This is a genomic window from Geothrix sp. PMB-07, from assembly GCF_030758935.1.
Lineage (GTDB): Bacteria > Acidobacteriota > Holophagae > Holophagales > Holophagaceae > Geothrix.
In genome coordinates, this window is the sequence record NZ_CP132333.1 from 3,686,344 (window position 1) to 3,713,019 (window position 26,676).

Annotated in this window: 21 protein-coding genes; 11 read left to right on the forward strand and 10 right to left on the reverse strand. The window is 65.8% G+C overall.

Annotation, left to right across the window (positions count from 1 at the left end; all coding sequences use genetic code 11):
• Positions 1 to 144 precede the first annotated feature (144 nt).
• A complete protein-coding gene (gene hppD / locus Q9293_RS16050) occupies positions 145 to 1,254 on the forward strand; it encodes a 4-hydroxyphenylpyruvate dioxygenase (protein WP_306248260.1) in 1,110 nt (369 codons plus the stop codon).
• A gap of 262 nt (positions 1,255 to 1,516) precedes the next feature.
• On the opposite strand, the gene Q9293_RS16055 is transcribed toward hppD, so the two are convergent.
• Entirely contained in the window at positions 1,517 to 2,239 is a 723-nt protein-coding gene (locus Q9293_RS16055; RefSeq protein WP_306248262.1) for a helix-turn-helix transcriptional regulator, read from the reverse strand.
• 135 nt (positions 2,240 to 2,374) lie between these two features.
• Here Q9293_RS16055 and Q9293_RS16060 point away from each other — a divergent pair, with 135 nt between their 5' ends.
• From Q9293_RS16060 to Q9293_RS16070, 3 genes are all read left to right on the forward strand, one after another.
• Positions 2,375 to 2,926: a hypothetical protein gene (locus tag Q9293_RS16060; RefSeq protein ID WP_306248264.1), complete on the forward strand. Its 552-nt coding sequence runs from the start codon at positions 2,375 to 2,377 to the stop codon at positions 2,924 to 2,926.
• 73 nt (positions 2,927 to 2,999) lie between these two features.
• The gene (locus Q9293_RS16065; protein ID WP_306248266.1) at positions 3,000 to 3,401 is read left to right on the forward strand and encodes a type II secretion system protein; all 402 of its coding nucleotides are present in this window, start codon (positions 3,000 to 3,002) and stop codon (positions 3,399 to 3,401) included.
• A 26-nt stretch (positions 3,402 to 3,427) separates the two neighbouring features.
• Positions 3,428 to 3,955 carry a DUF4149 domain-containing protein gene (locus tag Q9293_RS16070; RefSeq protein WP_306248268.1) on the forward strand — a complete coding sequence of 176 codons (528 nt, stop codon included), beginning with the start codon at positions 3,428 to 3,430 and terminating at the stop codon, positions 3,953 to 3,955.
• Here Q9293_RS16070 and Q9293_RS16075 read toward each other — a convergent pair.
• The 4 genes from Q9293_RS16075 to hflX all read right to left on the reverse strand — a co-directional run bounded on the left by Q9293_RS16075 (position 3,937) and on the right by hflX (position 10,005).
• Positions 3,937 to 5,040 carry an efflux RND transporter periplasmic adaptor subunit gene (locus tag Q9293_RS16075; protein ID WP_306248270.1) on the reverse strand — a complete coding sequence of 368 codons (1,104 nt, stop codon included), beginning with the start codon at positions 5,038 to 5,040 and terminating at the stop codon, positions 3,937 to 3,939. The genes Q9293_RS16070 and Q9293_RS16075 overlap by 19 nt on opposite strands.
• Positions 5,037 to 8,261 carry an efflux RND transporter permease subunit gene (locus tag Q9293_RS16080; RefSeq protein ID WP_306248272.1) on the reverse strand — a complete coding sequence of 1,075 codons (3,225 nt, stop codon included), beginning with the start codon at positions 8,259 to 8,261 and terminating at the stop codon, positions 5,037 to 5,039. The genes Q9293_RS16075 and Q9293_RS16080 overlap by 4 nt, the downstream gene beginning before the upstream one ends.
• Before the next feature lie 12 nt (positions 8,262 to 8,273).
• Positions 8,274 to 8,750 (reverse strand): MarR family winged helix-turn-helix transcriptional regulator, encoded by a 477-nt coding sequence (locus Q9293_RS16085; RefSeq protein ID WP_306248274.1) that lies wholly within the window; start codon positions 8,748 to 8,750, stop codon positions 8,274 to 8,276.
• A gap of 64 nt (positions 8,751 to 8,814) precedes the next feature.
• On the reverse strand, positions 8,815 to 10,005 hold the full coding sequence (hflX, locus tag Q9293_RS16090; protein ID WP_306248277.1) for a GTPase HflX: 1,191 nt from the start codon (positions 10,003 to 10,005) through the stop codon (positions 8,815 to 8,817).
• An 81-nt stretch (positions 10,006 to 10,086) separates the two neighbouring features.
• Between hflX and Q9293_RS16095 the strand changes: the two genes are divergently transcribed.
• The 6 genes from Q9293_RS16095 (at position 10,087) to Q9293_RS16120 (ending at position 16,014) form a co-directional block, all read left to right on the forward strand.
• Positions 10,087 to 11,418, forward strand: coding sequence for a PilZ domain-containing protein (locus Q9293_RS16095; protein WP_306248279.1), 1,332 nt, complete (start codon positions 10,087 to 10,089; stop codon positions 11,416 to 11,418).
• Between the two features lie 23 nt (positions 11,419 to 11,441).
• Positions 11,442 to 12,668: an ABC transporter permease gene (locus Q9293_RS16100; protein WP_306248281.1), complete on the forward strand. Its 1,227-nt coding sequence runs from the start codon at positions 11,442 to 11,444 to the stop codon at positions 12,666 to 12,668.
• On the forward strand, positions 12,665 to 13,315 hold the full coding sequence (locus Q9293_RS16105) for an ABC transporter ATP-binding protein (protein WP_306248284.1): 651 nt from the start codon (positions 12,665 to 12,667) through the stop codon (positions 13,313 to 13,315). Before Q9293_RS16100 ends, Q9293_RS16105 begins: the two co-directional genes overlap by 4 nt.
• A gap of 64 nt (positions 13,316 to 13,379) precedes the next feature.
• Positions 13,380 to 13,931, forward strand: coding sequence for an RNA polymerase sigma factor (locus tag Q9293_RS16110; RefSeq protein ID WP_306248286.1), 552 nt, complete (start codon positions 13,380 to 13,382; stop codon positions 13,929 to 13,931).
• Between the two features lie 8 nt (positions 13,932 to 13,939).
• Positions 13,940 to 14,884, forward strand: coding sequence for a hypothetical protein (locus Q9293_RS16115; RefSeq protein ID WP_306248288.1), 945 nt, complete (start codon positions 13,940 to 13,942; stop codon positions 14,882 to 14,884).
• Positions 14,881 to 16,014, forward strand: coding sequence for a hypothetical protein (locus Q9293_RS16120; RefSeq protein WP_306248290.1), 1,134 nt, complete (start codon positions 14,881 to 14,883; stop codon positions 16,012 to 16,014). Before Q9293_RS16115 ends, Q9293_RS16120 begins: the two co-directional genes overlap by 4 nt.
• A 114-nt stretch (positions 16,015 to 16,128) precedes the next feature.
• Here the strand turns inward: Q9293_RS16120 and Q9293_RS16125 are convergent, their stop codons facing one another.
• The 5 genes from Q9293_RS16125 to Q9293_RS16145 form a co-directional block, all read right to left on the reverse strand.
• A complete protein-coding gene (locus Q9293_RS16125; protein ID WP_306248293.1) occupies positions 16,129 to 18,963 on the reverse strand; it encodes a glycosyl hydrolase family 18 protein in 2,835 nt (944 codons plus the stop codon).
• Positions 18,964 to 18,976: 13 nt separating this feature from the next.
• Positions 18,977 to 20,203, reverse strand: a complete 1,227-nt coding sequence (locus Q9293_RS16130) for a DUF5009 domain-containing protein (protein WP_306248295.1) — start codon at positions 20,201 to 20,203, stop codon at positions 18,977 to 18,979.
• Between the two features lie 275 nt (positions 20,204 to 20,478).
• Positions 20,479 to 23,121, reverse strand: coding sequence for a PAS domain S-box protein (locus Q9293_RS16135; protein WP_306248297.1), 2,643 nt, complete (start codon positions 23,119 to 23,121; stop codon positions 20,479 to 20,481).
• Positions 23,118 to 23,567 carry a response regulator gene (locus Q9293_RS16140; protein WP_306248299.1) on the reverse strand — a complete coding sequence of 150 codons (450 nt, stop codon included), beginning with the start codon at positions 23,565 to 23,567 and terminating at the stop codon, positions 23,118 to 23,120. Before Q9293_RS16140 ends, Q9293_RS16135 begins: the two co-directional genes overlap by 4 nt.
• Entirely contained in the window at positions 23,564 to 25,750 is a 2,187-nt protein-coding gene (locus Q9293_RS16145; protein ID WP_306248301.1) for a PAS domain S-box protein, read from the reverse strand. Before Q9293_RS16145 ends, Q9293_RS16140 begins: the two co-directional genes overlap by 4 nt.
• 439 nt (positions 25,751 to 26,189) lie before the next feature.
• Between Q9293_RS16145 and Q9293_RS16150 the strand changes: the two genes are divergently transcribed.
• Positions 26,190 to 26,663, forward strand: a complete 474-nt coding sequence (locus tag Q9293_RS16150) for a (2Fe-2S)-binding protein (protein WP_306248302.1) — start codon at positions 26,190 to 26,192, stop codon at positions 26,661 to 26,663.
• The last annotated feature ends 13 nt before the right edge of the window (positions 26,664 to 26,676 follow it).

Here is a 26,676-nt window from a genome sequence, read left to right on the forward strand (position 1 = left end):
CCGCTTTGCGGGCCCGTTTCATTTTCACTCAAAAACGACTCAATGGTATTCAAATATTGTTTTCATTGAACTAATCATAGGCAGTGTGACTCCCGTCACGCCCTTGGCCTCGCACACTGGGAATCCCCCAACCAAGGATCTCCCATGTCCACGCCCAGCTTTGCCCTCAGCGCTCCCACCGAAGCGAAGGCCGCCAGCAATCCCATGGGCCTCAGCCGCATCGACCACTTCCAGCTGACGGGCTCCATCGCCCGGCTGGAGCCCCTCTACCGGAATCTGGGGTTCGCCCGCGTGGCCAGCGGCCAGCAGTCTTGGGGCCGCCTGGTCCACCTCCGCCAGCAGCGCATGGACATCCTCATCTTCGAGGCCGATGCCACCCACCCGGCGGGGCGCTACTTCCAGGCCCACGGCGAAGGCGTGTGCGCCCTGAACTTCCTGGTGGAAGACCTGGATGCCGCCCTGGCCCACGCCCGGTCCAACCGGGCCCGCATCATGCTCGAGCCTGAATCCCACACGCTGGGTGAAGGCACCCTCCGCTTCGCGGCCATCCAGGGCGTGGGCGATGTCTGGAACTTCCTCGTCGAACGGAAGGGCGTGACCGACGCCTTCTGGCCCGGGCTCTCGCCCGATCCCGCCCCAGCCTTCTGCGACCCCGGCCTGGTGCGCGTGGATCACCTCACCAACAACGTGGGCCCCGCCGAGATGGACGCGCTGGTGGATTTCTACGAGCGCCTCTATGGCTTCGGCGTCACCCGGGAGTTCCACATCCGTGGTGCCCTGGGCACGGGGCTGGATTCCAAGGTGGTGCAGAGCGCCAACAACCAGATCATCATCCCCATCAATCAGCCCACGGACGAGAAGAGCCAGGTGCAGGAGTACGTCAACCGGCACAAGGGCCAGGGCGTCCAGCACATCGCCATGTCCACCAACGACATCTTCCACACCCTCCGCACCCTCCAGGCCCAGGGCCTCAAGTTCCTCCGCGTGCCCGACACCTACTACGAACTGCTGCCCGGCCGCATCGCCAAGGGTGGCTACACCGTGCGCGAAGACCTCGACCAGGTGAAGGAGATCGGCGTCCAGATCGACGGCGATGAAACCGGCTACCTGCTGCAGATCTTCACGGAGGATCAGATCGGGCCGCTGTTCTTCGAGATCATCCAGCGGAGGGGGAACATGGGCTTTGGCGAGGGCAACTTCCAGGCCCTGTACGACTCCATTGAGTTGGATCAGAAGAAGCGCGGCGTTCTCTAACGCGCCCATGCTCCCCACGGCCGGGGCCCCTGCCCCTGCCTACCCTGCTCGGGAAGGAGGCTGCACCGCAGCCTCCTTCTTGTCCTCGCGACATGGGCTTTGGCGAGGGCAACCTCTTCGCCCTCCGGGCTCAGACTTCTCCTGGAATGGATACAGCCGCCCGATTCCTCCGTGCTCCTGGTAGGGCTTGTTCACCACCCATCGTCGTTCTCCAGGCCCTGTACGACTCCATTGAGTTGGATCAGAAGAAGCGCGGCGTTCTCTAGGCCCGAAACATCGTCGGCGTCCAGGGGCGCAGCGCTGTGAACACGGTGAGGGTACCCACCACCTCCGGGTCGGCCAGGAGGTCTTCCCGAGACAGGCGGTTGAGGTTCTGGATGAAGCGCTTTTCCATGAGCAGGGCCACCTTTTTGGAACGTTCGGAGAGCACCAGGGACAGAAAGTGGCTGGACTCTCCTGGGCCGTTGAATGGGGCGTCCAGAAAATCCGCTCGCAGGGCTGGACCGTAGCGTTTTGCCAGAGGTCCACCCGATAACCACTGGTAGCGCCGCTCCGCCAGCACCTGCGGGCCGTTCGGCGTGAAACGCGCCAGGCCCAGCCGCACCAGTTGATTCAACAGGAGGTCCACCCGCTCTGCCTCCGGTCCTGAAAGAGACCCGTCCTGGAAGGTCAGGCCTTTGAGGAGCCCGGAAAAGACGCCGAACAGCTCGGTGTCCTTGGCCAGGGCCGCCTCCTGCTCCCAGCTAAGCACGGCCCGAGGCACCTCCACGCCCACGGTCGCCTCGCGCAACACTTCCGCCGGGGTGACGCCCAGCGCCTGGCAGAGCTCATCCACCCGCTGCAACGTGAGGGCTGTATGGCCCGAGAGCAGACGCTTCAAGGTGGCCTCGCTGAGGCCCAGGCGCTGGGCCACCTCCTTGTAGGTGAGCCGCTGCCGCCGCAGCAGAGCCCGCAGGTTGTCCCGAACCTTGGACGCCGTGGCCATGCCCCCTCCTGTAGATCATTTTCTGCTATTCAGTATCATTTTTTGATCCTTCCTCGAGGAGCCCCCTGAAGGCAGGCCCCGTCTGGATTATTCATGGAACCCCGGGCCGAGCCCCGTCCCCCATGGAGATATCCCATGCCCACCCGCTCCCCCCTTCCCCTCCTCTGCCTGGCGACGGTTCTGTCTGCCCAGGCCCCCTCGACCACCACCGAGGCCATGGCCAAGCTCTCATTCATGCGCGGCACCTGGGTGGGCGAGGCCTCCGGGGTTGCCATGGATGGCAGCCGCTACAAGGTCACCCAGACCGAGCGCATGGGCCCCCTGCTGGGCGGCGACATCATCCTCGTCGAGGGCCGCGGCTATAAAGCGGATGGCAGCACCGGCTTCAATGCTTTCGGCGTGGTGTCCTACAGTGCGCAGACGAAAACCTACGAGTTCCGCTCCTACGCCATGGGCTATGCCGGCACCTTCACCCTCACCCCCACCGCCGGGGGCTACACCTGGGACATCCCCATCGGCCCTGGGGTGATCCGCTACACCGCCACGGTGAAAGACGGAGTCTGGCATGAGGTAGGCGACCGCATCTTCCCAGGAGCCGCGCCAGTCCGCACCTTCGAGATGACTCTCAAGCGCACGGGGGATACGGATTGGCCGGGGGCGAATCCGGTGGCCTTCACCGCCAAGTGATTCCGGACCAACAGCGGGGCGCTCCAATAGAACCTGCATAGGCCCCGCCTCATCCCTGCGGTAAGGTGGTTCCATGCACGTCCAGCCCATCCGCCAGCGGGGGTTCACCCTCATCGAGCTCATCGTGGTCATGACCATCCTGGCCTTGCTGGCCACGGTGGGATTGGCTGGGTACCGCCATAAGACGCTGGTGGCCCGGGAATCGGTGCTGCGGGAGAATATCTTCCAGCTGAACCATGCCCTGGAGCAGTACCGGGCGGACCGGGGCAAGTACCCCTCCAGCCTCAACGCCCTGCGCGAACTGGGCTACCTGCGGGACATGCCCTGGGATCCCATGACGCGGTCCCGCGATACCTGGCAGACCGAACTGGAGCCACCGGATCCCGAAAACCCTGATGCAGAACTGGGAATCTGGCGCGTCCGCAGTGGTTCTGCGGATAAGAGCGAGGACGGCATCCCCTACAACGAGTGGTAGAACCCCCCTCCCGCCTTCAGGAAGCCATGAGTCCGCGTTCGCTGCACCGCCTCGATCAAATCACCCAGATCCTTCTTCTCCTGTGGGCGGGCGCCGCCCTGGGCTTCGGCGTGTTCTCCGCCCCCGTCTTCTTCCGGGAACTGCCCAGCCGCGATGTGGCCGGACGCATCGCCGGACTCATCATCGGGCGCCTGGACTGGGCGGCCTGGGCGGTCTTCGCGCTGGCCGGACTCAGCTGGGTCGGCCGCTGGATGGCTGAGGTGAAGGAGGATGTCATCGGCCCCCTTCGCCTCTGGAGTTCCGCCCTGCTGGTGGCCCTGCTCATGTGCCTGGCCAGCAGCTTCGTCATCACGCCCAAGATCCAGGCCATCCGTGCCCGCATCGATGCACCCATCGAGAGTCTGGCGCCGGATCACACGGATCGCGTGGCCTACAACAAGGCCCACGGCACCAGCCGGAACCTCTTCTTCCTGCGCATCCTGCTGGCGGTGGGCCTGGCGGCCACGGTAGGTCTGCTGCCCCTGAAGAACGAGGATCAGGCGCCTGTGGCCTGAACCTTGTCTCCGTCCTTCAGGCCGAAGGGCGGGTTGAGCACCACGGTATCGCCAGGCTGCAGGCCGCCCAGCACGCGGATGCGCTGATCCTCTTCCTCGCCCAGCTGCAGCACCTGAAAGCGAACTCGGCCATCAGCTTGAACCACGGCAGCCAGGGACTTGCCGTCCCTCAGCACCACGGCCTCCGTGGGCACGGCGAAGCGGCTGGAGGCCTTCACCTTCAGACTCACCTGCACGAACCCGCCCGCCAGGAAGGCCCCATCCCGGTTGTCCAGATCGGCCTCCGCCAGCAGGGTTCGGGTACGGGGATCCAGGGCCCCGGCCACGCGGCTCACCGTCACGGGACGGACCAGCTCCGGCCGCTCCGCGGGCCGCACGTCCACCAGGGTGCCCGGCTTCACCAGAGAGGCCACGGAGGCATCCAGATAGAAGGTCACCCGCAGCCGATCCACCTGGGCCAGGGTGACCAGGGGCTGGGCCGAACTGGTGGTGCCCCCGTTCTGCACCAGGGCGCCTGGATCGGCGAAGCGCTGAGTCACCACCCCGCTGAAGGGGGCCCTCACCACCTGGTAGCCCTTGAGGGTGGTCTGGGAGGCCAGCTTTTCCGCCGCCACCTTGGCATCAGCCTCGGCCTGTTCCACATCCCGGGGGCTCAGGAGACCGTCCTTCCCCAGGGCCCGGCTGCGTTCCGCGTTGCGCCGCTTGTTGTCCGCATCAGCCTGGAGGGCCTGGGTGTCGCGGTCCGTTTCGGGAGACTCCACCACGGCCACCACCTGGCCCGCACTCACGGCTGAGCCCTTGTCCACGGGGATGCTGCGCAGGAAGCCGCTCACCTTGGCGTAGAGGGTGGTGCTGGCGAAGGGCAGCGCCTCGCCCTGGAGGCTGAGGTTCCGGTCAGAGGATTGGGCGCCCAGCCGGAGGACGCGCACCCGCGGGCCCGCCTCCACCTCGGCCTTGCGCTGACGGGTCTCCTCCTTCAGGCCGGATTGCTTGGACCATAGGATGACGCCCAGGCCCAGGGCCGCTGCGGCCACCGTGAGGAGGCCCCCCAGCTTGAAGGTCGGGGATTCCGGTCGCTCGCTCATGCTTCACTTCCTTCCTGTTCCCTTTGGAACTTGCTCTCCAGCAGATGCGCCGTGGGCGGCTTCTTCCGCAGCAGGCTGTAGACGACGGGCACGATGAAGAGGGTGACGAAGGTGGCCATGAGCAGGCCGCCGATGACCGCCCGGCCCAGGGGCGCGTTCTGGCTGCCCGCCTCGCCCAGGGCCAAGGCCATGGGCACCATGCCGATGATCATGGCCAGCGCCGTCATGAGCACGGGGCGCAGGCGCACCTTGCCCGCCTCCAGGGCCGCTTCGACGGCGCTGAGCCCGGGGTTCCCCGCGCGCACCTCGTTGGCGAAGCTCACGATGAGGATGGCGTTGGAGGTGGCGATGCCCACGGCCATGATGGCTCCCATGAGCGATTCGACATTGAATGTCGTTCCGGTGAGCGCCAGCATCCACAGGATGCCCACCAGGGCTCCCGGCACCGCCATGATGATGATGAAAGGATCCAGCCAGCTCTGGAACAGCACCACCATGAGCAGGTAGACCAGCGCAATGGCGATGACCAGGCCACCGCCCAGGCTGCGGAAGGATTCGGTCATCACTTCGTTCTGGCCCCGGATGCGGATCTTCATGGGCGGAGGCAGCGGCCCCAGCGCCTTGATCTGGGTTTCGATGTCCCGCACCACGCTGCCCAGGTCGCGGCCTTCGGCGTTGGCCATCACATCGAGCACCCGCTGCACCGTGTAGTGGTTGATCTCGCTGGGAGTGCTGATGCGCTGGATGGAAGCCAGGTTCGACAGCGGCTGGAAGGCGGTCTGGGCGCCGGGCCCGGCAGCTTTGAAGGGATCGGCCTGCAGGAGGTTGGCAGAGCCGGGCAGGCCGAAGGGAGTGCCCATCAGGCGATCCGGCGAATCCAGGCTGGCCAGGGGCGACTTCACCACCACCGTGTAGTTCACGCCGTTGGCCGGGTTGAGGAAATAGGAGGGCGCCAGCTGGCCATTGCCCGACAGCGACACCAGCAGACCATTGGCCACGTCGCGCTGAGCCACGCCCACCCGCGCCGCGCTCAGGCGATCCACCTCCACGCGGTAGGCCGGGGATTCCGTCACCTGCTTGATGCGCACATCCACGGCGCCCGGCACCTGCTGCATGGCGGTTTTCAGGCGCTGGGCCACCTCGGCGCTGGCCTTCAGGTTGGGGCCTTCGATTTGGACATCGATGGGTGCGGCCACGCCGAAATTCAGCACCTGGCTCACGATGTCGGCGGGCTGGAAGTAGAAGCTGAGGCCGGGCAGGCGCTTGGGCAGTTCCGTCCGCAGCTTCGCCATGTGCTCGCGGGTGTGGTGGCCCTCAGGCGCCAGCGAGAGGAAGATGTCCGCATCCTGGCTGGTGACGTTGTCACTGGGCATGTAGGCCATGTTGAAGGCGTTGGCCACCCCGATGTTGCTGTTGACGGAGCGCAGTTCCGAGGCAGGGATGAGCGCACGGATTTCGGTCTCCACCTGGGCCACGAGGCGCTCGGTCTCCTCCAGCCGTGTGCCCACCGGAGCGCGCACGTGCAGCTTCATGAGGCCCACATCCACCGTGGGGAAGAAGTCGCGGCCGATGCCGAAGAGCAGGCCGGAGCTCACCAGCAGGAAGGCGATGGAGATCACGAGCACGAACACACGATGGTGCAGCACCTGGTCCAGGGCCCTGCCGTAGGCCTCCTGAAGGCGGCCCAGCCACTTCTCCCGCCAGGCATTGAAGCGGCCTGTGAGGCTCTCCGGCTCGGGATGATCATGGCCCATGAGCATGCGGGCCATGGTCGGAACCAAGGTGCGCGACAGCACGTAGGAGGCCAGCATCGAGAACACCACGGCCATGGCCAGGGGCGTGAAGAGGTACTTGGCCGGGCCCACCAGCAGCACCACCGGGAAGAACACAATGCAGATGGCCAGCGTGGCCACGATGGCCGGCACGGCGATCTGGCTGGCGCCATCGAGAATGGCCACCGTGAGCGGCTTGCCCATGGCCTGGTTGCGGTGGATATTCTCCACCTCCACCGTGGCATCGTCCACCAGCATGCCGATGGCCAGGCTGAGGCCGCCCAGGGTCATGATGTTGAGCGTCTGGCCCGACAATTTCAGCCCCACCAGGCCCACCAGAATGGCCAGGGGAATGCTGGTGCAGACGATGAGCATGCTGCGCCAGGAGCCCAGGAAGAGCAGGATCATGAGCGAGACGAGCAGCGAGGAGGCCAGGGCCTCCTTGGCCACATCCAGGATGGCTGCCCGCACGAAGTGGCTCTGGTCGAAGTCGAAGTGCAGTTCCATGCCCTTGGGCGCCGCCGCCTGGATGCTGGGCAGCACCTCCTTGGCCGCGTCCACCACCGCCAGCGTGGAGGCATCCGCCTTCTTCAGAATGGCCAGGTAGGTGGCGCGCTGGCCGTTGATGCGCACGATGTTGGTCTGATCGGCAAAACCATCGTAGACCCGCGCCACGTCCCCCAGCAGCACTGGCGCGCCGTTCACCAGCTTCAGAGGAAGCCCCTTGAACTCCTCGATGGAAGCCGGGCTGGAGTTGGTCAGCACGGGGATTTCACGGCTGCCCATGCGGGCGGAACCCGCCGGGGTGATGACGTTCTCCGCCGAGAGCGCGTTCACCACATCCGCCGGGCTGAGGCCACGAGCCGCGAGCTTGGCGGTGTCGATGTCCACGGAGACCTGCCGCTGCTTGCCGCCGTACGGCAGTGGCGTGGACAAGCCAGGGATGGTGAAGAGCCGAAGGCGGATGAAGTTGGAGGCGTAGTCCACGACTTGCTGCTCGGGCAGGGTGTCGCTGCGCGCGGCCAGCTGTACCACGGGCACATTGCTGGCGTTGAACTGGATGACCGCCGGGGCCGTCATGCCCGGCGGCATGATGCGCAGGATGGGGCCGCTGATGGCGGATATCTGGGCGATGGCCGCGCCGATGTCCGTGCCGGGCTGGAAGTACACCCGCAGGAGGCCGATGCCCTGGATGCTCTGCGATTCGATGCGCTCGATGCCGTTCACCGTGGTGGACATGGCCCGTTCGCTGATGGTCACCACCCGGCGTTCCATCTCCTCGGGGGACAGGCCGCCGTACTGCCAGACCACCGCCACCACGGGAATATCAATGCTGGGGAAGATGTCCACGGCCATGCGCTGGATGGAGAGCACGCCCATCATCAGCACCAGCAGGCACATCACGGCCGTCGTATAGGGGCGACGCAGCGCAAGTCGGACGATCCACATGACTGGCGCTCCTTAGGCTTTCTTGGGGGCGGGCTCACTCAGCTCCGCCTCCATGCGATCGAGGTTGTCCATCACCGAACCCAGGAGGGCTCGCAGCTGCTGGCGTTCGGCTGGGCCCAGCCCCTGCTCCATGCCCTCCCGCATGAAGCGGCGGAATTCCAGAAGGGCGTCCACCATGGCCAGCCCCTTCGGCTCCAGACTGAAGAGCACCCGGCGGCGCTGGGTGGGGTCCACCTCGGAGCGCACGAGCCCGCGTTCCTGGAGGATCCGCAGGGTCCGGCTGGCGGTGGGCTTGTCCATCCAGGTGCACTTGGCCAGGTCGCCATGGCAGCGTTGATCCTTTTCAGCCATGGCCATGATGAGCTGGTACTGCTGGGGCGAAATGCCAAAGGGCGCCAGGCCCCGCCAGGCCACTTGCCGCATGCGGCTCTTCACGGCGGTGATGGCGTGGGGCAGGCTCGCGGTGGTCCAGGCGGCAGATCGTTGCATAAGCAACAAACTACGCAACAGAAGTCCCCCTGTCTACCCCAATCCACCTGGAGGGGGGTTTTGTTCAGGGAGCAGGCGTGGCTTCCGGCAACTCCCAGGCTTCCAGTTCCCGGGGCTTGGCGGGCCCGGGAATCAGCTCCCGCAACCACAGCCGGATCTCATCCAGGCCCAGGTTTTCAATGGCACAGGACTGCACGGCGCCAGGGTGGCGTTTCTTCAGATCCAGCTTCTGGGGGCGGTGCAGGCGATCCACCTGGTTGAGCACCAGCAGCCGGGGCTGGGCTTCGATGCCCTCGGGCTCACAGCCGATCTCCCGCAGGGTGGCCCCCACCACCTTGAGGTGATCCTCCAGGTCCGGGTGGGCGGCATCCGCCACCACCAGCAGGGCATCGGCGGTGCGGACCTCTCCCAGGGTGCTACGGAAGGCGGCCACCAGTTGATGGGGCAGCTTGCGGATGAAGCCCACGGTGTCGGCCACGAGGCAGTGCTTGGGCTCCAGGCTGCCCTCCCCGGTCTCCGGGTTGAAGTCCTGGCCCAGCCAGGCCTTGCGGGTGGTGGTGTCCAGGGTGGCGAAGAGCAGGTCGCGGGGTTCCCCCTCGCCCGTCAAAGCCTTCAGAAGGCTGGTTTTGCCCGCGTTGGTGTAGCCCACCAGGGCCACCCGGGGCAGGCCCTTGGGGCGGCCGTCCCGCTGGGTCTTCCGCACCTGCTCCAGGTGGCTGAGCTCCCGTTTGAGCTGGCTGATGCGGGTGCGCACCATGCGGCGGTCGACCTCGATCTGGGTCTCGCCCGGTCCCCCACGCAGGCCCACACCCCCGCCCTGGCGCTCCAAGTGGGTCCAGGCCCCCTTCAGGCGGGGGAGTTCGTATTCACAGCGGGCCAGCTCCACCTGGGCCTTGGCCTCCCGGGTCTGCGCCCGCTGCTCGAAGATGCTGAGGATGAGGCCCGTGCGGTCCAGGCAGATGAGCCCCGTCAGCTTCTCGATGGCGTTCACCTGACTGCCGGTCAGCTCGTCGTCGCAGATCAGGTGGGTCACCCCGTGGCGACCGGCCTCCTGGGCCAGGGCCTCCAGCTGCCCGGAGCCGTAGAAGGTCTTGGGGGCAATCTGAGGGCGCTTCAGGACCCGCCTGGACTGCACCTCGAAGCCGCAGCTGCGGGCCAGCTCGGCCAGTTCCAGCAGGTGGTCCTGGATGCGGTCCTCCCGGTCCTCGGGGCCTTGGCGGGCAATGAGCAGACAGCGGAGGGGCGATGCATCCATATGGCAAAGCTGCCTGTCCGGCCCTCAATAATCAAGCCCCCAGCGCGGGGGACGATGCAGTGAACCTGGAGTCCCTCATTCATGGCCATGTTCGGAACCAAAAAAACCAAGTCCTCGGAAGGTTCCGAGCTGGTCTTGGCCTACTTTGAAGAGGTCCAGCGCCTGCGGGTCTCCCTGAGCATCGTGGATGGCCGGGGCCGCGCCGTTCCGGCGAGCCTGACCAGCGTGTCTGAGGACCGCCTCGCCGTCTCGCCCCAGGGGCCCCTCACCGTGGACAAAGGGGCCTCCGTCGATCTGTTCTTCCTGCTGGATGGCCTCCGGTTCAAGGCCTCGACCAAACTGCTGGAGAACAAGCCAGGCCTGGTGGCCCTGGATCTGCCCTCGGGGATCAGCCTGGCCGAGCGACGAAAGAAGCCCCGCGCCCGCCTGAATGCCCGGGAAGGGGCCACAGCCATCGCCCTCACGGGGCTCTTTGATGGCGTGGGCCTGAACGGCAGCATCGAGAACATCTCCGAGGGCGGCCTCTGCATCCGGGTTGAGAAGGTCATGGAGGTCAAGACCCAGCGCAAGATGCACATGGGCGCCAACGTGCTGGCCGTGGGCCAGCCCCTGATGCTCATCAAGCTCAACAAGCTGCCCAAGTGCGGCCCCATTGAGCTGGCGGGCACCGTGGCCTGGGTGGATGCCAGCCAGGGCCTGCTGGTGGGCATCACCTTCGAGAAAGGCAAGGAATCCCTGCTGGGGCCTGTCCGCAGTCTGGTGTCCAGCCGCACCACGGCCATTCCCACCTCGGTGCCCATGAAGACCCGCCGATCCCAGGAAGCGCCCCCCGAGCCGGAAGAGCCTTATCAGCGCCCGGTCGCCAGGAAGGAACCCGAGCCGGTCTCAGAAACGCCTGTGGCCTCGGCCCCCATCCCGGAACCGCCAGCCCCCGAGCCGCCACCGGCGCCGAAACCAGAGCCGGAACCGGAAGTGGAGTCAAGCCCGACGCCCCCTCCGGATGAGCGCTCCCTGGCCCTCCTGCGCGTCAAGAAACGCTCCCGGGGCATCCTCCTGGCCATGCCCGCCGGTCCCGAACGGGATGCCGTGGCCGGCTTCCTCAGCGAAGACGGTTATGGCCGCGTGCTGCTCACCGACACCCTCACCAACCTGTTGGAGCAGGTGGAGAAGCCGGGCATCCACCTGATCTTCGTGGATGGCGGTGTGGCCGAGCTGCAGGACCTCGCCCTGGCCTCCCTTCTGCGGCACAAATTGGCAGACGCCATGCCGCCGGTGGTGCTGGCGGAGGCCTTTGTGGACGCCGAGCTGGTGCTGGGCGCCCAGGAGACAGGTGTGGCCCAGATCCTGGTGAAGCCCTACGAACTGGACACCGAATTCCAGCGCATGATCGAGGGGCACCTGGGCCTCGGCTAGCCCGCTGCGGCTAACCTGGAGCCATGGCCCTGTTTGAACGCACCATCGCCGACCGCTACCTGAAGACCCACCACAAGGGGGCCTTCGTGCGCATCATGGTTCGCTTCGCCCGGGGCGGCACGGCCCTGGGTGTCTTCGCCATGGTGGTGACCCTGGCCGTGATGAACGGCTTTCGCGAGGAGATCCAGGCCACCCTCTTCAGCGGCACCGCCCACTTCACCGTCTTCCATCTGGCGGGAGACATCCCCGACACCCAGGGCACCCTCCAGGCCATCCGCGCCGTGCCCGGCGTGAAGGCCGCCTCCCCCATCCGCCTGGAGAAGGGATTGCTGCGCCGCACGGACAGCGAAATGCCGCCCGAAGCCGTGGTGGTGAAAGCCGTGGATCCCGCCAGCGCCCATGGCACGTCGAGCATTTTCGACACCCAACAGCCGACTCCCATCGAACAGCTCAAGGAGGGGGAAATCGTGCTGGGCAAGGAACTGGCCCAGCGCCTCGGCCTGCGCATCGGCGATACCGTGGCACTGGTGTTCTTCCGCATGGAACTGGGTCTGGGCGGCCAGCAGCCCAAGGTCGCAGCGTTCAAAGTCGCTGCCACCTTCCACAGCCACAGCTCGGAGTACGACAAGGCCTGGGCCATCATCCACCTGGGTGATGCCATGCGGCTGGCCCGCACCGAGGGCCGCGCCGAGATGATCGAGGTGCGGGCCAAGAGCATCGACGCCATCGCCGAGGTGAAGCCGCGGGTGCTAGAGGCCCTGGGCCCCGCCTACCAGGCCACGGACCTGCGCGATTCCAACAAATCCCTCTTCGCCGCGCTCACGGTGGAAAAATGGGCCTTCGCGGCCATTCTCAGCCTCATCGTGCTGGTGGCCGCCTTCAACATCGTCGCTTCCCTGGTGCTGCTGGTGACCGAGAAGCGCCGCGACCTGGGCGTGCTGCTGGCCCTGGGCGCCACGCCGCGACAGATCCAGCGGCTCTTCGAGCTGCAGGGCCTGCGCATCGGCGCCGTGGGCACGGCCTGGGGGCTGGGTACCAGCGTGCCGCTGTGCCTGATTCTCGATCATTTCAAGCTCCTGAAGCTGCCCGCCGCCGTCTACGACTTCATCACCTACATGCCCTTCCGCCTCAAGCTGCTGGACATCGTGCTGGTGGGCCTCTTCCCCCTGCTGGTGTCCTGGCTCGCGGCGCGGTACCCCGCCAAGAAGGCCGCCTCCCTGGATCCCGTTGACGCGCTGAGGGCGGAATGATCGGACAGCCCCTTTCCATCCAGGACCTGCACAAGACCTATCCCGGCAATGCCCGTCCGGTCTTCGACGGCTTCGCCCTGGAGGTAGAGGCCGGGAGCCTCTGCGCCCTGGTGGGCGTCTCCGGCGTGGGCAAGACCACCTTGCTGAACTGCGTGGCGGGGCTGGATCACTGGGAGGGCGGCACCATCCGCGTGGGCGGCGAGCCCGTACCCGAGGGCGCCGAGGCCCGCTCCCTCTACCGCCGCCGCCGGGTGGGCCTGGCCTTTCAGCAGCCCCACCTGCTGCCCGAGTTCACAGTGCGGGAGAACCTCCGCATGCCTCTGCTCATCGATGGCGATGTTTCAGCGGAAGTCGAGGCCTGGATCGGCCAGCTTCTGGCCACCGTAGGCCTGGGCGATCTCGGCGAGCGGCTGCCCAATCAGCTTTCCGGCGGCCAGGCCGCCCGGGCGGGGCTGGCCCGTGCCCTGGTTCGCAAGCCCGCCCTGTGGCTACTGGATGAACCCACCGGCAACCTCGATCCCGCCACCGCCGAAGAAGTGTTCGGCTTCCTGCTCAGTCTCCACGCCGAGCTGCGCCCCACCACCCTGCTGGTGACGCACAACCCGGGGCTGGCAGAGCGGTGCATGCGCACCGTGCGGCTGGGGTAACCGCGAAAAATCTTTGCTAACCCGCCACCCCGGCCATCGTCTATATGGATGTGGCGGGGTTCCTGTGACATTGCGATCCGACAAGGAGCTGGTGGCGGCTGCCCTGGAGCAGGATCTGGGCGCCTTTGACGAGCTCATGCAGCGGTACGAGCGGCTGGTCTACAAGGTCGCCTTCAACTTCGTGCATGATTCCGAAACCGCTTTCGATGTGTCCCAGACCGTGTTCCTGAAGGCCTTTCAGCGCCTCGCCCAGTTCCGGCACGAAGCCCAAGTGAAGACCTGGCTCATGCGGATCACCCACAACGAAAGCATCGACTGCCTCCGCCACCACCGCGCCCGTGGCGCCGATCTTGACCCTCTGGAGGAGGCCTCCCCCCATCTCGCCATGGAGGCCGCCCAGGAACGGGACCTGCTCCAGCGGGATGACCGGGCCCAGCTTTCCCGCGCCCTGGCGCGCCTCAACGAGCGTCACCGGCTCGCCGTCATCCTGCGCTATTTCCAGGGACTGGGCATCCAGGAGGTCGCCCTGATCCTGGGCTGCAGCGAAGGCGTCACCAAGAACATGCTCTTCCGCAGTGTGCGCACCCTGCGGGAAGCCTTGAGCGGAAGTCTGTGAGGCCCACCATGTCGAACCGCACCTGCGAAGCCGTCCAGCGTTCCCTGTCCGAACGGGATGGAGACATCCCCCCCGAGCTGCGCGACCACCTGCAGCACTGCCGGGAATGCGCCCAAATGCAATCGCTCATGGGACGCCTGCGGAAGACCGACATGCATCCCGAACCCTCCGACGCCGATTTTCTCGCCCTGCGCCGAGGCGTGCTGAGGGACATCCGGCGCCACCAGGACCGGAAACCGGGCTTGTTCAAACGCCTGGCGGCCTCTTTCCGCCGACCCGCCTTCGCCCTTTCCGGCTCAGGCCTGTTGGCGGTGGCGGGCTTCCTGGCAGGGCGACACTCTGGACATCCGGCCACCGTCGCGCCCACTTCCTGGTCCAGTTCTGAAGATGCCATGGTGCGCGAGATCCAGCTGGCAGCTCTCCAGAACCGCGGGCGCCGGGATGTCGACCAGGCCACCTACCGGTACGAGAACGTCTGGATGGAGGATCGCGCCGACGGTCAGGTGGCGCTCCGCTTCGACGTCACCCGGCAAGTGGCCCTGGCTCTCCCCAGGAACAATGCCCTCGTATCCGATGTCCTGGCCCAAGTGCTGGCGAGCACCTCTCCGGTCGGCGAGAAGTTGCGGGCCATCGATTGCGCCGGAACCACCCTCGAACCCGCGGTGCGCCGCGGGCTCATCCAGGTGATGCTGACCGACGCCAACCTGGGCGTGCGTCTCAAGGCCCAGGCAAAACTCATTGAACAGAACGGTGATCCCGAGATCCAGGAGGCCCTGCTCCGCGTGCTGCAGAACGAGGTGTCAGTGCAGATGAGGCTGGTGGCCATCGACCACCTGACCCGCCACCGCATCAACCCGGATGTCCTGAGGCAGGCCCTCGCCCCTGCTGCAAGGCCGGATGCCGTGCACCTGAAGGCGATGACCTACCTGAACGAACAAGGAGGAACCCTATGAATGCCCTCATCAAACACCTCGGCCTGAGCCTGGGCCTGAGCCTCTGCCTGCTGGCCCAGCCCCAAGTACCGGACAAGAAGCTGGAAGCCAGCCCTGGCCAAACCCTCGACGTGAAGCTGGAGACGGGCGGGTCGATCCACATCCGGGGCGGCGCTGAGCATGCCGTCACGGTGAAGACGAAACTCACGGGCCGGGATGCGGATCAGATCCGCGTGAGTGTCGAGCGCAGCAGCGGCGGTGTCAGCATCGTGTCGAAGTACGAAACCAACCGGTCGCGCCAGAGCGGCAGCGCCGATTTGGAAATCACCGTTCCCGGCCGCTTCGACCTGGATCTCAAGAGTGCCGGGGGCGATCTCCGCATCGAGGGCGTCGAAGGCAACCTGCGCGGAAAGACCATGGGTGGTGGCCTGGACCTCAGCCACCTCAAGGGGAAAGTGGCCCTCTCCAGCATGGGCGGCAGCATCAGCCTCGTGTCCTCCCAGGTGGAGGGCAAGGTGAGCACCATGGGCGGAACCGTGACCATCAAGGATGTCGTCGGCGACATCAAAGGGTCCTCCATGGGCGGAAATGTCGTCTATGACAACGTGCAGCGCCCCGGAAAAACGGCGGACGAGAAGGAGGTTGTCATTTCCACCATGGGCGGCGAAATCCGCGTGCCCGCTGCGCCCTCCGGCGCCAACGTGAAGACGATGGGCGGCAGCATCCACATCGGATCGGCCAAGACCTTCGTGAAGGCCACCACCATGGGCGGGAGCATCGACATCAAGGAGCTGGATGGCGGCGCCATCGCGACCACCATGGGCGGCGACATCTCCGTGACCATGGTGGGCGATCCGGCGGTGGGCAACCGCGACGTGCGGCTGGAATCCAAGGGCGGCGAGATCCACCTGACCCTGCCGGCGGGCCTGTCCATGACGGTCGACGTGGAGATCGAGCACACCAAGAACAGCACCCGCACGTTCAAGATCGACAGTGAATTCCCCCTGGCCATCAGTGAAACGCCGGAATGGAGCGAAAGCCGCGGCACCGCCCGCAAGACCCTCAAGGGCACCGCCTCCATCGGCGGGGGCAAGCACAAGATCGTGATCCGCACCATCAACGGCAACGTGGTCATCAAGAAGGGCCGCTGATCCCGTTCCGCCTTCAACCTCGAAGGATCCACCACGGAGGCACGGAGGCCTCTGCGCCAACGCAGTGGCCTCCGTGCCTCCGTGGTGAATCACTATCGCTAAGACGACTTGGAATCAGTGGCTGGGCGCGGCCTTGGGCGCGAAGCCCTTGCGGATGACCTCCAGCAGCCTCCCGTCATCGCCGTGGTATTCCCAGAACATCACACCGCCCAGGCCGCGATCCACGATGTAGCGGCATTTGGCGCCGAGGCTTTCCTCGTCCTCGTAGGTGATCCAGAGGCCCTTGGCAGGGTTGTAGAGGTAGGGCGCCTGGGCCAGATCGTCCCAGAAGCGCTGGAAGCCGTCCTTGTTCTCCAGCTTGTCCTTGAGGTTGGTGAAGGAGGTGAAGAGGTTCAGCTTCGCGGCGCCGCCAGGCTGGTAGAGGCCGTGGGCCTTGTTCCGCACGCCGCCCCAGGGCTTGCCGTAGAAGGGAACGCCCAGCACCAGCTTCCGCTCGGGCACGCCCGCAGCCACGAAGTGATCCACGATGGTGCTCGCCGCATAGCCCTTGGGGTTCGCGGGGTTGGTGAACAAAGGCGCGTGGTGGCCCGTGGTGGCATCGGCCTCGGCCTCGTACTGGTCGTAGGTCATGAGGTTCACGTAGTCGAGGTGGCGGGACATCTGGTCCATTTCGGTGTTGGCCAGGAAGCTGTCCATGGCGCCCGCCGCGATGGTCAGGAGCAGGCGGCGGCCCTTGCGCTCGCCCAGGCGATCCAGACCGGCCCGCAGATCCGCCATCAGCAGGGTGGCGTTGTGCTTGTCCTCGGGCCGGTTCACATTGCCGTAGCCCGGCAGGCCCGGGTATTCCCAGTCCACATCCAGGCCATCGAGGTCGTGCCGGTCCACGTAGGCCATGGCGCTCTCCACGAAGACCTTCCGGGATTCCGCCGTGAGGGAGGCATCCGAGAAACCTCCGGACCAGGTCCAGCCGCCCACGGAAACCAGCACCTTGAGGGCGGGATTCTTCGCCTTGAGGCCGTTGAGCACCCGGTAATTCTCGGTGTCGTGTTTGAAGCCTTCCACCATGCGACCGTTCTTGATGTCGGCGAAGGCGTAGTTGATGTGCGTCAGCCGGGTGGGATCCACCTCCTGGGGGCCCAGGCGGCGATCCTGCGGGAACACATAGGCGATGACTGTTTTCGGCGCCGGGCTGGGCATGGCATGATCGCCCGCAGCCACGGCCAGCAGGTACCAGGCGCCGTGGGGCAGCCACTGCTCGCCCCAGCGCCAGTCGTCATCCTTGCCGGTCACGGAATAGGGCACGTTGAAGGAGATGTCGTGCTCATCCGTCAGGCCCGAGCAGATGCCGTTGACGATGCCGCCCGGAACATTCTGGTACTGCCAGGTGCCCAGCCAGCCGTACTCGGGATTGTTGTGGCCCGTGCCATGCAGCATGGACGCGTCGAAGGGATTGAGGCCCAGGATCCAGTTCAACTGGTCGACCGCATAGCTCCTGAGCTTCACCAGGAAGGGGCTTTCCTCCGCAAAGAGGGGCGCAGCGAGACGCGCCGCCGCCGCCAAGGAGCCCAGGCGCGCGTTCTCGCCCTGCCACCAGGGCGCCGTTTCGGTGTCGTGGGGAAAGAAGAAGGCGGTGCGCCGCTCTCCGGCTTTGTTCTGCACCTTCTGCCGAGCTAGGCCAAAAGGATTTGCCACCTCACCGGTCACCGTCAATTCGTACTGCAGTGATTTGCGCACCACCTCCAGCAGGCGGGGCTGCAGGGCCTTGGGCGCCAGGTCGTGGAAGGCCAGCAGCGCGACGACCGGAAGTCCGGCGTCGGAGGGGTGGAAGAAGGGACGGTCTTTGTCGTCCGCCCGCCAGGAGCCATCAGGCAGCAGCCGCGCCATCAGGCGCTCGGCGCGGGCCGCGGCGGCGGCCAGGTGGCGTGGATTTGAGGTGGTGCGGGCCAGCTCCGTGGCGGCCGTGAGGGCCGTCATGTCGTCCAGGAGGTTTTCTTTGTGATCGTTCAGCAGCTCCGTGTTGTGGGCTTCCAGGTAGTCGAAGGCCGCTTCGGCGGTCTTACGGTAGGTGGCCGGATCAAAATCGCCGCCCTGGGGCAGTCGTGCCGCCATGGCCAACGCCGCGATGGCCATGCCCGCACCACCGCGGTAGCCCACCTGGCTGCCCACGGTCTTGTCGTACTGGGCGATCTGGCGATCCTCGGGTTTCTTGCCCGGGCCCGGGGACATCACGGTCTGGTGGAAGGAGCCCTTGGGATCCCTGATGCGCACTAGGTAGTCGGCTCCGAAGAGGGCCTCGTCCACCAGCCGCCGACGGATCTGCGCATGGTTCACGTCCTGGCGGGCGGCCAGCAGGTCGTGGCTGCGCAGCAGGCTGTAGACCACCAGGGGAATCTGCTGGGTGTTGAAGTAGGTGGCGGAGCTGAGCTGGGAGAAGTGCTTGCCGTAGTCGCCGGTGGCGTCGAACCACCCGCCGCGGGCATCCATGCGCTGGCCGGTTTCCTTCACCATCACGTTGCGATCAGCCTTGTCCAGGAGGCCCGAGCTGCGCTGCCCCTTGAAGTAGGCCAGCACGTTGGAAAGGGTGTGCCGCTCGAGCACCTGGGCCTGCACCTTGAAGGGCAGGGAACGAATCGCCCGGTCCCCATGGTAGGCCACCAGCACGTAGTCGCCTTCCAGCTGCAGGTCCGTGAAGTCCAGGGGCCAGAAGGTCCAGTCGCGCCAGCGGTCCACCGGCGTGCCCACGCCGATGTCGCCCTTGAACACCACCCGGTCCGCGGGCCAGGTGCGGATCTCATAGCGGTCGAAAGTTTCGCCTGCCCCGGCCCGGACGACGGCGTGTTTCGCACCGTAGCGTTCATAGCCCAGGTGGTTGGTGAGCACCAGGGGAACCTCCGCCGCGAGCAGGCTCGCAGCGAACAGACAACAGGCCAGGCGAAGCAGCAGCTTCATGAGCCATCCTCCATCAAAGTTTCAGGGCGAATCCACGGCGCAGGGACACCCCTGCGAGCCAGGTGAAGGCCACGGCCACAACGGCCGCCCGCAGCGCCCCACTCGGAAATCCCGGCGCCAGATGGTTCCAGGTCCAGCCATGACCCACGGAGAGACAGAACAGATCCACGGCCACGAAAACCATGGGCACGATGAGGTAAACCCACAAAGCATTGCCACCCGCAGCGGCCAGCCACTCGGTGCCCTTGCGCCGTCCCGCCACGTCCACCACCAGGTAGATGGCCAGCCAGAGCAGCGCGCTGTAGGCGGCGCTGCGAAGACACCAGGCCGGCGTGCCGAGCACCTTGCTGAGGGTGAAGACCGGGTGCCAGGCGGCAGCCGCGTGGACGCACCAGCTTGCCGCGTAGAGCACGAGCACGAAACCGAGGGTCCAGCGCACCCGCGCACGGGGACTCGGTTCGCCACGCAGGAAGGTGCCCAGTCCCGCGCCCGCCAGGGCGATGGCCGCGTGGGGCGCCATGGCGGGCACCGGGTTCCACGGGCTTCGCCAGAGGAACCAGCCATCCAGCGCCTTGGCTTCCATGGCCAGGATGAACACCAGCCACAGCGCCATGCCCCCGAGGATCACCTCCATCCGTTTCCGCCCCCGGATGTAGACGAGACAGGCGCCCAGGTAGGCCCAGCCGATGAGGCCGATGATCCCCCACCAGGAGGGCGCCAAGGCCGAAAGGCCGGAGCCATGGCGGCCGGGATACCACGTCAGAAGCATGCCGAGCGTCAGCGCGCCCCCAAGCCGGAGCGCACGGACGCGCCTCGGCCGCGTGGCCCGCCAGCCTTCGTACGTGTGCCACACCAGGATGAGGCTGCCGAAGGTGGCCAACTGCCAAAGGCCCACAAGCCATGCGGGTTCAGCGGCGGCGCTTTCTGAGTTCACCATCACGAATCCGATGACCACCAGCCCGGCGGTGCGCGAGGCGACATGGCGCCACACGAGGCCTGCCGGCGCGCCGCCCTCCAGGCGTCGGCCCAGGGCGAAGGGCAGCGCCATGCCCACCATGAAGAGGAAGGCCGGAAACACCAGATCGGTGAAGCTCATGTAGTCAGCCCGGAAGGGCGCGTGGCGCAGCCACCAGGGCACCCCCGGAACGCCCTCCAGGTCGTTCACGAAGAGCATGGCCAGGACGATGGCGCCCCGGAAGACATCCAACGAATGCAGGCGGGCTGGGGCGGCTGGAGCCACGGCGGTTCTCCAGGATGGTGGCTGGGGGTGAGCCGCCCCCCATCTTGCCAGCGCCCACGCCAGCCTCAAGGGAGATTCGCCGGGAGACCCAAAGATGAGTAGAACTACTCAGAGGTCGTAACAAAATCCGACGATGCCGCGCGAGGGATGAAGCCAGGCAAGCGCCCCGCGGCGTCAGGTCCCTTGAACAACGAACCACGTTGCCCTGCGGGCCCTTCCTTGCGGCGTATCCTGCCTGGCTTCATCGCGGCATCGTGGGGTTTTGTTACGACCTCTCAGCGCATCTGGGCCAGCTTCACCCGGAGATCCATGATCGTGAAGGGTTTCGTGATCACGCCCACATCGCTGAAATGCTCGAGGATCCGCTCGTGGCGCTCATCCTTGTAGCCCGTGGCCAGAAGCACCGGCAGGTCGCGCTTCAACCCGCGAAGGCGAGTGAGGGTTTCCTCGCCATCCATGCCGGGCATGCTGAGATCGAGAATCACCAGATCGGGAATGGGGCCCGACTGCACCCGCTGGATGGCCTCGGGTCCGCTGCTCACGGCTTCCACCTCATGCCCGAGGACCTCGAGCATGTCCGGCACCGTGCTCCGGATCAGGTCATCATCGTCCACCAGCAAAATCCGAAGGTGGCTGGCGGGCCCTTCGGCAGGCTGCGGATGGGCCGCGGTCCAGGCTGCGTTGGTGGCCAGGCTCGGGAAAGAAAGGGTGATCTCTGTTCCTTGGCCCGGTGCGCTTTGAATCTCCACGCGACCGGCATGGGCCTTCATGATGCCGTAGACCAGGGCCAGTCCCAGCCCCGTGCCCTTGCCCGTGGGCTTGGTGGTGAAGAAGGGTTCCATGGCCCGCTGCAACACTTCAGGCGGCATGCCGCTGCCGTTGTCTTGCACGGTCAGCGCCACCTGCCCCCCGGGCCCCGCCCAGGTGCGGAGCACCAGTCGCCCACCGCCCGGCATCGCATCCAGCGCGTTCACGCTGAGATTCATCAGCGCGTTCGAGATGGAGCTTTCGTCGCCCAGAACGTAGGGCAGCCCCTCTTCCAGATCCAGTTCCACCTGCACCTTCTGGAGGGTGGTACGCGTGAGCAGCGCGGATTCCTTGCGCACCACCTCGTTGAGGTTCAAGGGCCGCGGCTCCGAGACATCCTTGCGGGCGAAATCCGTAAGGCCCTTCACCAGATCCCGCCCCCGGCCTGCGGCGTGCAGCAGCACATCCATGGATTTGGACAGGGAGGGGTCGTTCTTGTGCTTCTCCTTAAGGGCTGAGCCCAGGGACATGACCGCGCCCAGCACGTTGTTCATGTCATGGGACACACCACCGGCCAGGGCGCCAAGGGATTCCAGCTTCTGCGCGTGAGCCACCTCGGCTTCGAGGCGCCGACGGTCGTCCTCGGCTTTGCGGCGGGCCGTCTCATCCTGGATCAGATTCACCAGGACCCGTTCGCCGCCCAGTTCCACTTGCTCGGTCGACCAGAATACCGAAACCACTTCGCCCGAACGGGTTCTCAGCTCCGCGTCCATGTGGCGTACCCGCCCCGTGTTCTGAAGCTGCCGGATGGCTTCCTCCCGGTCTGCCGGATTCACCCAGAGCCCCAGCTCGATGCTGGAGCGCCCCCGCATCTCGTCCAATCCAAACCCCACCAGCTCCTGAAAGGCCGGGTTGGCGTCGATGATCTGCCCTGTTCCCGGTTGGCTGAGGACGATGCCCGCCGGAGAGGCATTGAACACCGCCTGAAAGCGGGTCTGGCTCGCCTTCAACGCCGCTTCGGCCTCCTTGCGGTCTGTGATGTTGTCGAGCATCACCACGAATTCGCCGGGTGCGGGCCGGTAGGCTGACACGGCCAGCCATCGTCCCTGGTCCGGAATGAAGGTCTCGAACTTGGCAGGAACGCCTGTAGAGGCCACTCCGCCCAGGGTGTCGAACAGCTCGGGGTTGTCCTCACGGAGCCTGGGAATCACTTCGCTGAGCCGCCGCCCCACCACATCCCGGAAGCCTGTCACCTGCTCGTAGGCCGGATTCACCGCAAGGTATTCCCAGTCATCGGGCCCGCCTTCTTCGTGAATCCAGCGGCAGTGGGCAAACCCCTCGGACATGTTCTCGAACAGCGACCGGTAGCGCCCTTCACTCGCCTGCAGTGACCGCTCGGCGGTGCGAAGGGGCGTGATGTCGGAGACCATGCCCAACAGGTAGGCTTCACCGCCCAGCAGGATCCGCTCTCCGGACATGAGCATGTCCCGCAGAGCCCCATCGCGGCCGCGGAACTGGAACTGGAAGTTGCGGACGCGACCGCGTTCCTTCACCTGGGCGATCATCCGGTCGCGGTCCCCGGGATACAGAAAGAGCCCAGCCTCCACCGCAGTCTGTCCGATGAGGTCTTCACGGCTCATCTGAAGCAGCTCGAGCAGAGCCTCGTTCACCTCCACGAACTTGGCATCGGAGAATTTGCTTACGCCGATGCCAAGCGGGTTGGAGCGAAACATGATGGCGAAGCGCGATTCGCTTTCCAGCAGGGCCGCCTCGGCGATGCGCTGAGCCTTCAGCACCTGGGCCGCTTCCAGGCTGTGGTGCAGGGCGCCGGCCAAACGCGTGGGTCGGTCCTTCAGCACGAAATCAGACAGGCCGCTTCGCAGCAAGTCCAGGGCCATCTCCTCCCCAATGCTCCCAGACACCAAGATCACGGGGAGGTCGGGCACGCGCTGTTTGAGAAGGGCCAGGCTGGCACGGAAATCCATGCCCGGCACGTTGTAATCCGAAAGGATGGCGTCCCACCCACCGGCATCCAGGGCCAGTTCCAAGTCCTGGAGGTTGTCCACCCGATGGTAGTCCGCCTCTACGCCGTGTTGCTTCAGGTTGCGCCGCACCAGCAGGAAGTCCGCTTCGGAATCCTCGATGACCAGAAGCCGCATCACAGCCTTCATGGACGTCCTCCCCTGGCCGGCGCCTCGTTGACCGCCATCCAGTAGATGCCCAGGCGGGCCACGGTTTCGGCGAACTGGGCGAAATCCACGGGTTTCCTCACGTAGCTATTGGCGCCGCCCAGATAGCTCTGCAGACGATCCTGCTCTTCATCGGAAGAGGTAAGGATCACCACGGGCAGCAGTCGGGTCCGCTCGTCCTGACGCAGGCGCTTCAGCACATCCAGCCCTCCGATCTTGGGCAGGCCCAAGTCCAACAGCACCACCGCGGGCAGATCCACACCCTCTTGCGCCGCGAACTCGCCTTCGTGGAAGAGGAAGTCGAGGGCCTGCTGCCCGTCTCGAACCACCTCCACCTGGTTGGCGAGGTTCACTTTGCCCAGGGAGCGGAGCGTCAGCATCTCGTCCTGGGGATTGTCTTCAACCAAAAGGATGCGACGAGGTGTCATGGCTCTGGGTCCTTGGGGGGAGCAGAAAGGGTGAAGAGGAAGGTGGCGCCACGGCCCGGTGCAGCTTCGGCGTGAATCTCCCCGCCGTGGCGGTGGACGATGCGCTGGACGGTGGCCAGGCCGATGCCCATGCCCGGGAACTCATCCTGGCGGTGGAGGCGCTGGAAGGGCTGGAACAGCTTGGCTGCATAGGTCATATCAAAACCGGCGCCGTTATCCGCGACGCGGAAGAACCGGCGCCCGTCGCGCTCCACGGAATCGAGACCGATGGCGGGTTCCGGTTGGTTCAGGGTGTATTTCCAGGCATTGCCCAGCAGGTTGCGGAGGACGACCAGAAGCATGCGGGCATCCCCCCAGGCCTCCAGCCCCGGCTCGATGCGCCAGGCCAGCTGCCGATCCGGCTCCCTCATCTCCAGATCCCGCCGCACCTCATCGGCCAAGCCCGACAGGTCCACCATGTGCCGCTCAAGCTGGCCCTGAGTGCTCCGCGACAGGGTCAGCAGGCCATCGATCAGGGAACCCATGCGCTCACTGCCCACCTGGATCTGATCCAGATAAGTCATCGCCTGGGGTGGAAGGCTGGCGCCGAAATCCTCCAGCAGGGCCTGGCTGAAACCGCTCATGGCGCGGAGGGGCGCCCGCAGGTCGTGGGAGACCGCGTAGGCAAATGCCTCCAATTCCGTGTTCGCCGCGCTCAGTTCGGCAGTGCGCTCATCGACTCGCCGCTCCAGAGTGGCATTCAGGGTCTCGATCTCCCCCTGGGCCCGCTTCCTTTCGGTGATGTCCACCAGGGTGGACAAGACATAAGCCTCGCCTTGCACCATCAGGGCTTTCGCGGCCAGTTGCGTCACGAAGGTGCTGCCCTGGCGGTTCCGAAAGGCCTGTTCCCAGTTCCGCAGCACACCGTGCGCCTTCAGGTCGCGCACGAAGCCCGCGGCCTCCTCCGCCGAGGGCCAGATCTCCAGGGACCGGACTGATTGGCCGAGCACTTCATCTCGCCGCCAGCCGGTAAGGGTTTCCCAGGTGTCGTTCACATCGAGCACCAGGCCATCCTCGAGCCTCGTCAAGGCGATGGCGGCGGGGTTTTCGGCAAAAGCCGAAGCGAACATCTCGCGAGACGCGCGCAGCTCCCCCTCGGCCTCCTTGGCCTCGGTGATGTCTTCAGAGAAGACCACGATGCCACCGGTGTCGCCATGACCATCGCGCCAGGGCCGCACCTCCCACCGCAACCACTGCACGCTGCCATCCTGGCGCTGGAAGCGGTCCTCCTCGGAGCGGATGACCTCACCCGCGAGGGCACGGCGATGGATGGCCTTCCAGTCCTCGCTGATCTCGGGGAACACCTCGTAGTGGGATTTCCCGATCAGCTCTGACGGTTCCAGGCCATAGTCCTGCCGCCAGCGCCGGCTCACGGCCAGATAGCGCATGGCCTTATCGAACATGGCCAAGGAAGCAGGTGCGTGATCGATGAAGAGTTGGAGACGGTTTTCGCTTTCCCGCAGGGCGAGTTCCGCGTGCTTCCATGCCGTGATGTCCTGGAAGGCTCCCTGCAAGCGCGCGACTTTCCCGTCGACAATCACCGGCTGGCCCTGGGTCCGCACCCACTTGAGCACCCCCTTGGCGCTGATCAATTCCAGTTCGAGATCGTAGGGCCTGCCCAGTTCGATGGCCTCCTTCACCGCGCGCTCGATGGCTTCTTTGTACTTCCCCTGGTAGAAGCTGAGCCCTTGGGCCGCGGTGGCCGTGGTGCTGGGCTCCAGGTCATGGATGCGCGCCACTTCTTCGGTCCACTCCCCCGCACCGGTGGCCACATCAAAGCTCCAGCCGCCCACCTTGGCGAGGCGGCTCATGCGCACCAGCAGCTCTTCCCGGGATTTCGCAACCTCTCGCTTGGCCGCATCAAGGCGATCATGGAGCCGGCCGAACAGGGCCGCCATGCCCATGAACACGATGACCGAGGGCAGGAAGGCCAGGTTCGCCTTGTGGAAGGTCAGAGCCGGGGGGTGGAAACAGAACACAGCGAGCATCGCGGCCAGGGCTGCTGCGGGAAGGGCCCCAGCCAGCCCGCCCACCCAGGCGCTCATGAACACGGCAGGATAGAAGAGGAACCAGATGAACGGCTTGAACTGCCCCCAGAACACCCACTGGACCCCACAGGCCACCAGGGGAAGGGAAAGGGCCACGAGCATCCGTTGCGGTCGGCTCAGCCTGATCGGGAAGGGCCCCTTCTGAGTCATCGCGGGCATCGAAGCGGCGTCCATGATCAGCGGCCATCCCCTGGCGCCGGGAAACCGGAGACCCACGGCGGGAAACGGATGGAGCCGACCATGCTGGTCCTTCCGAAAGGTTTAGGAGATCGAATGATCCATAAGATCGGCGGTTCCGTGTCCACAGTCAATTTTTGAGGCCTGTTCTGAAAGCGAATAGGTTGATTCCGGCAACATCATGCGCCAAGCAGTCCCCCTTCTTGCGATGATGCGTCATCCCAAATACCCCCAGGCGAAGGATTGGCGATGCCCGTCGAGAATCTACCCGCCAAGCCCTTCCCTGAGCGGGAAAAGGAGGACAATGTGCCGACATCAGGTGCCGACATCAGCCTGCCTGGATAGGGAAGGAGCGGTCATGGCCAAGACCATCGCGTTCACTCTGAATGGCAAGAAGGTGTCGGTGGAAACCGATGACACCCGCATGCTGGCCACCATCCTTCGTGAGGACCTGGGCCACACGGGCACGAAGATGGGCTGCGGCCAGGGCTACTGCGGCGCCTGCACGGTGCTGGTGGATGGCGAAGCCGTGCGCTCCTGCTCCACGTCTCTCACCTCCGTGGCAGGCAGGGAGGTGCTCACCATCGAAGGCCTGGGCCTGCCCGACCACCTGCATCCCGTGCAGGAAGCCTTCGTCGCGCACCACGCCTTCCAGTGCGGTTTCTGCACGCCGGGCATGGTGCTCAGCGCCTATGCCCTGCTGAAGAAAACGCCGAAGCCCGATCGCCGGCAGGTGGCCGAGGCGCTCGATGGCAACCTCTGCCGCTGTGGCGCCCATGTTCGGATCCTCGCCGCCATCGAAGATGTCGCAGCCAAGGGAGGTGTCCGATGAGGCCGAAGCAGGA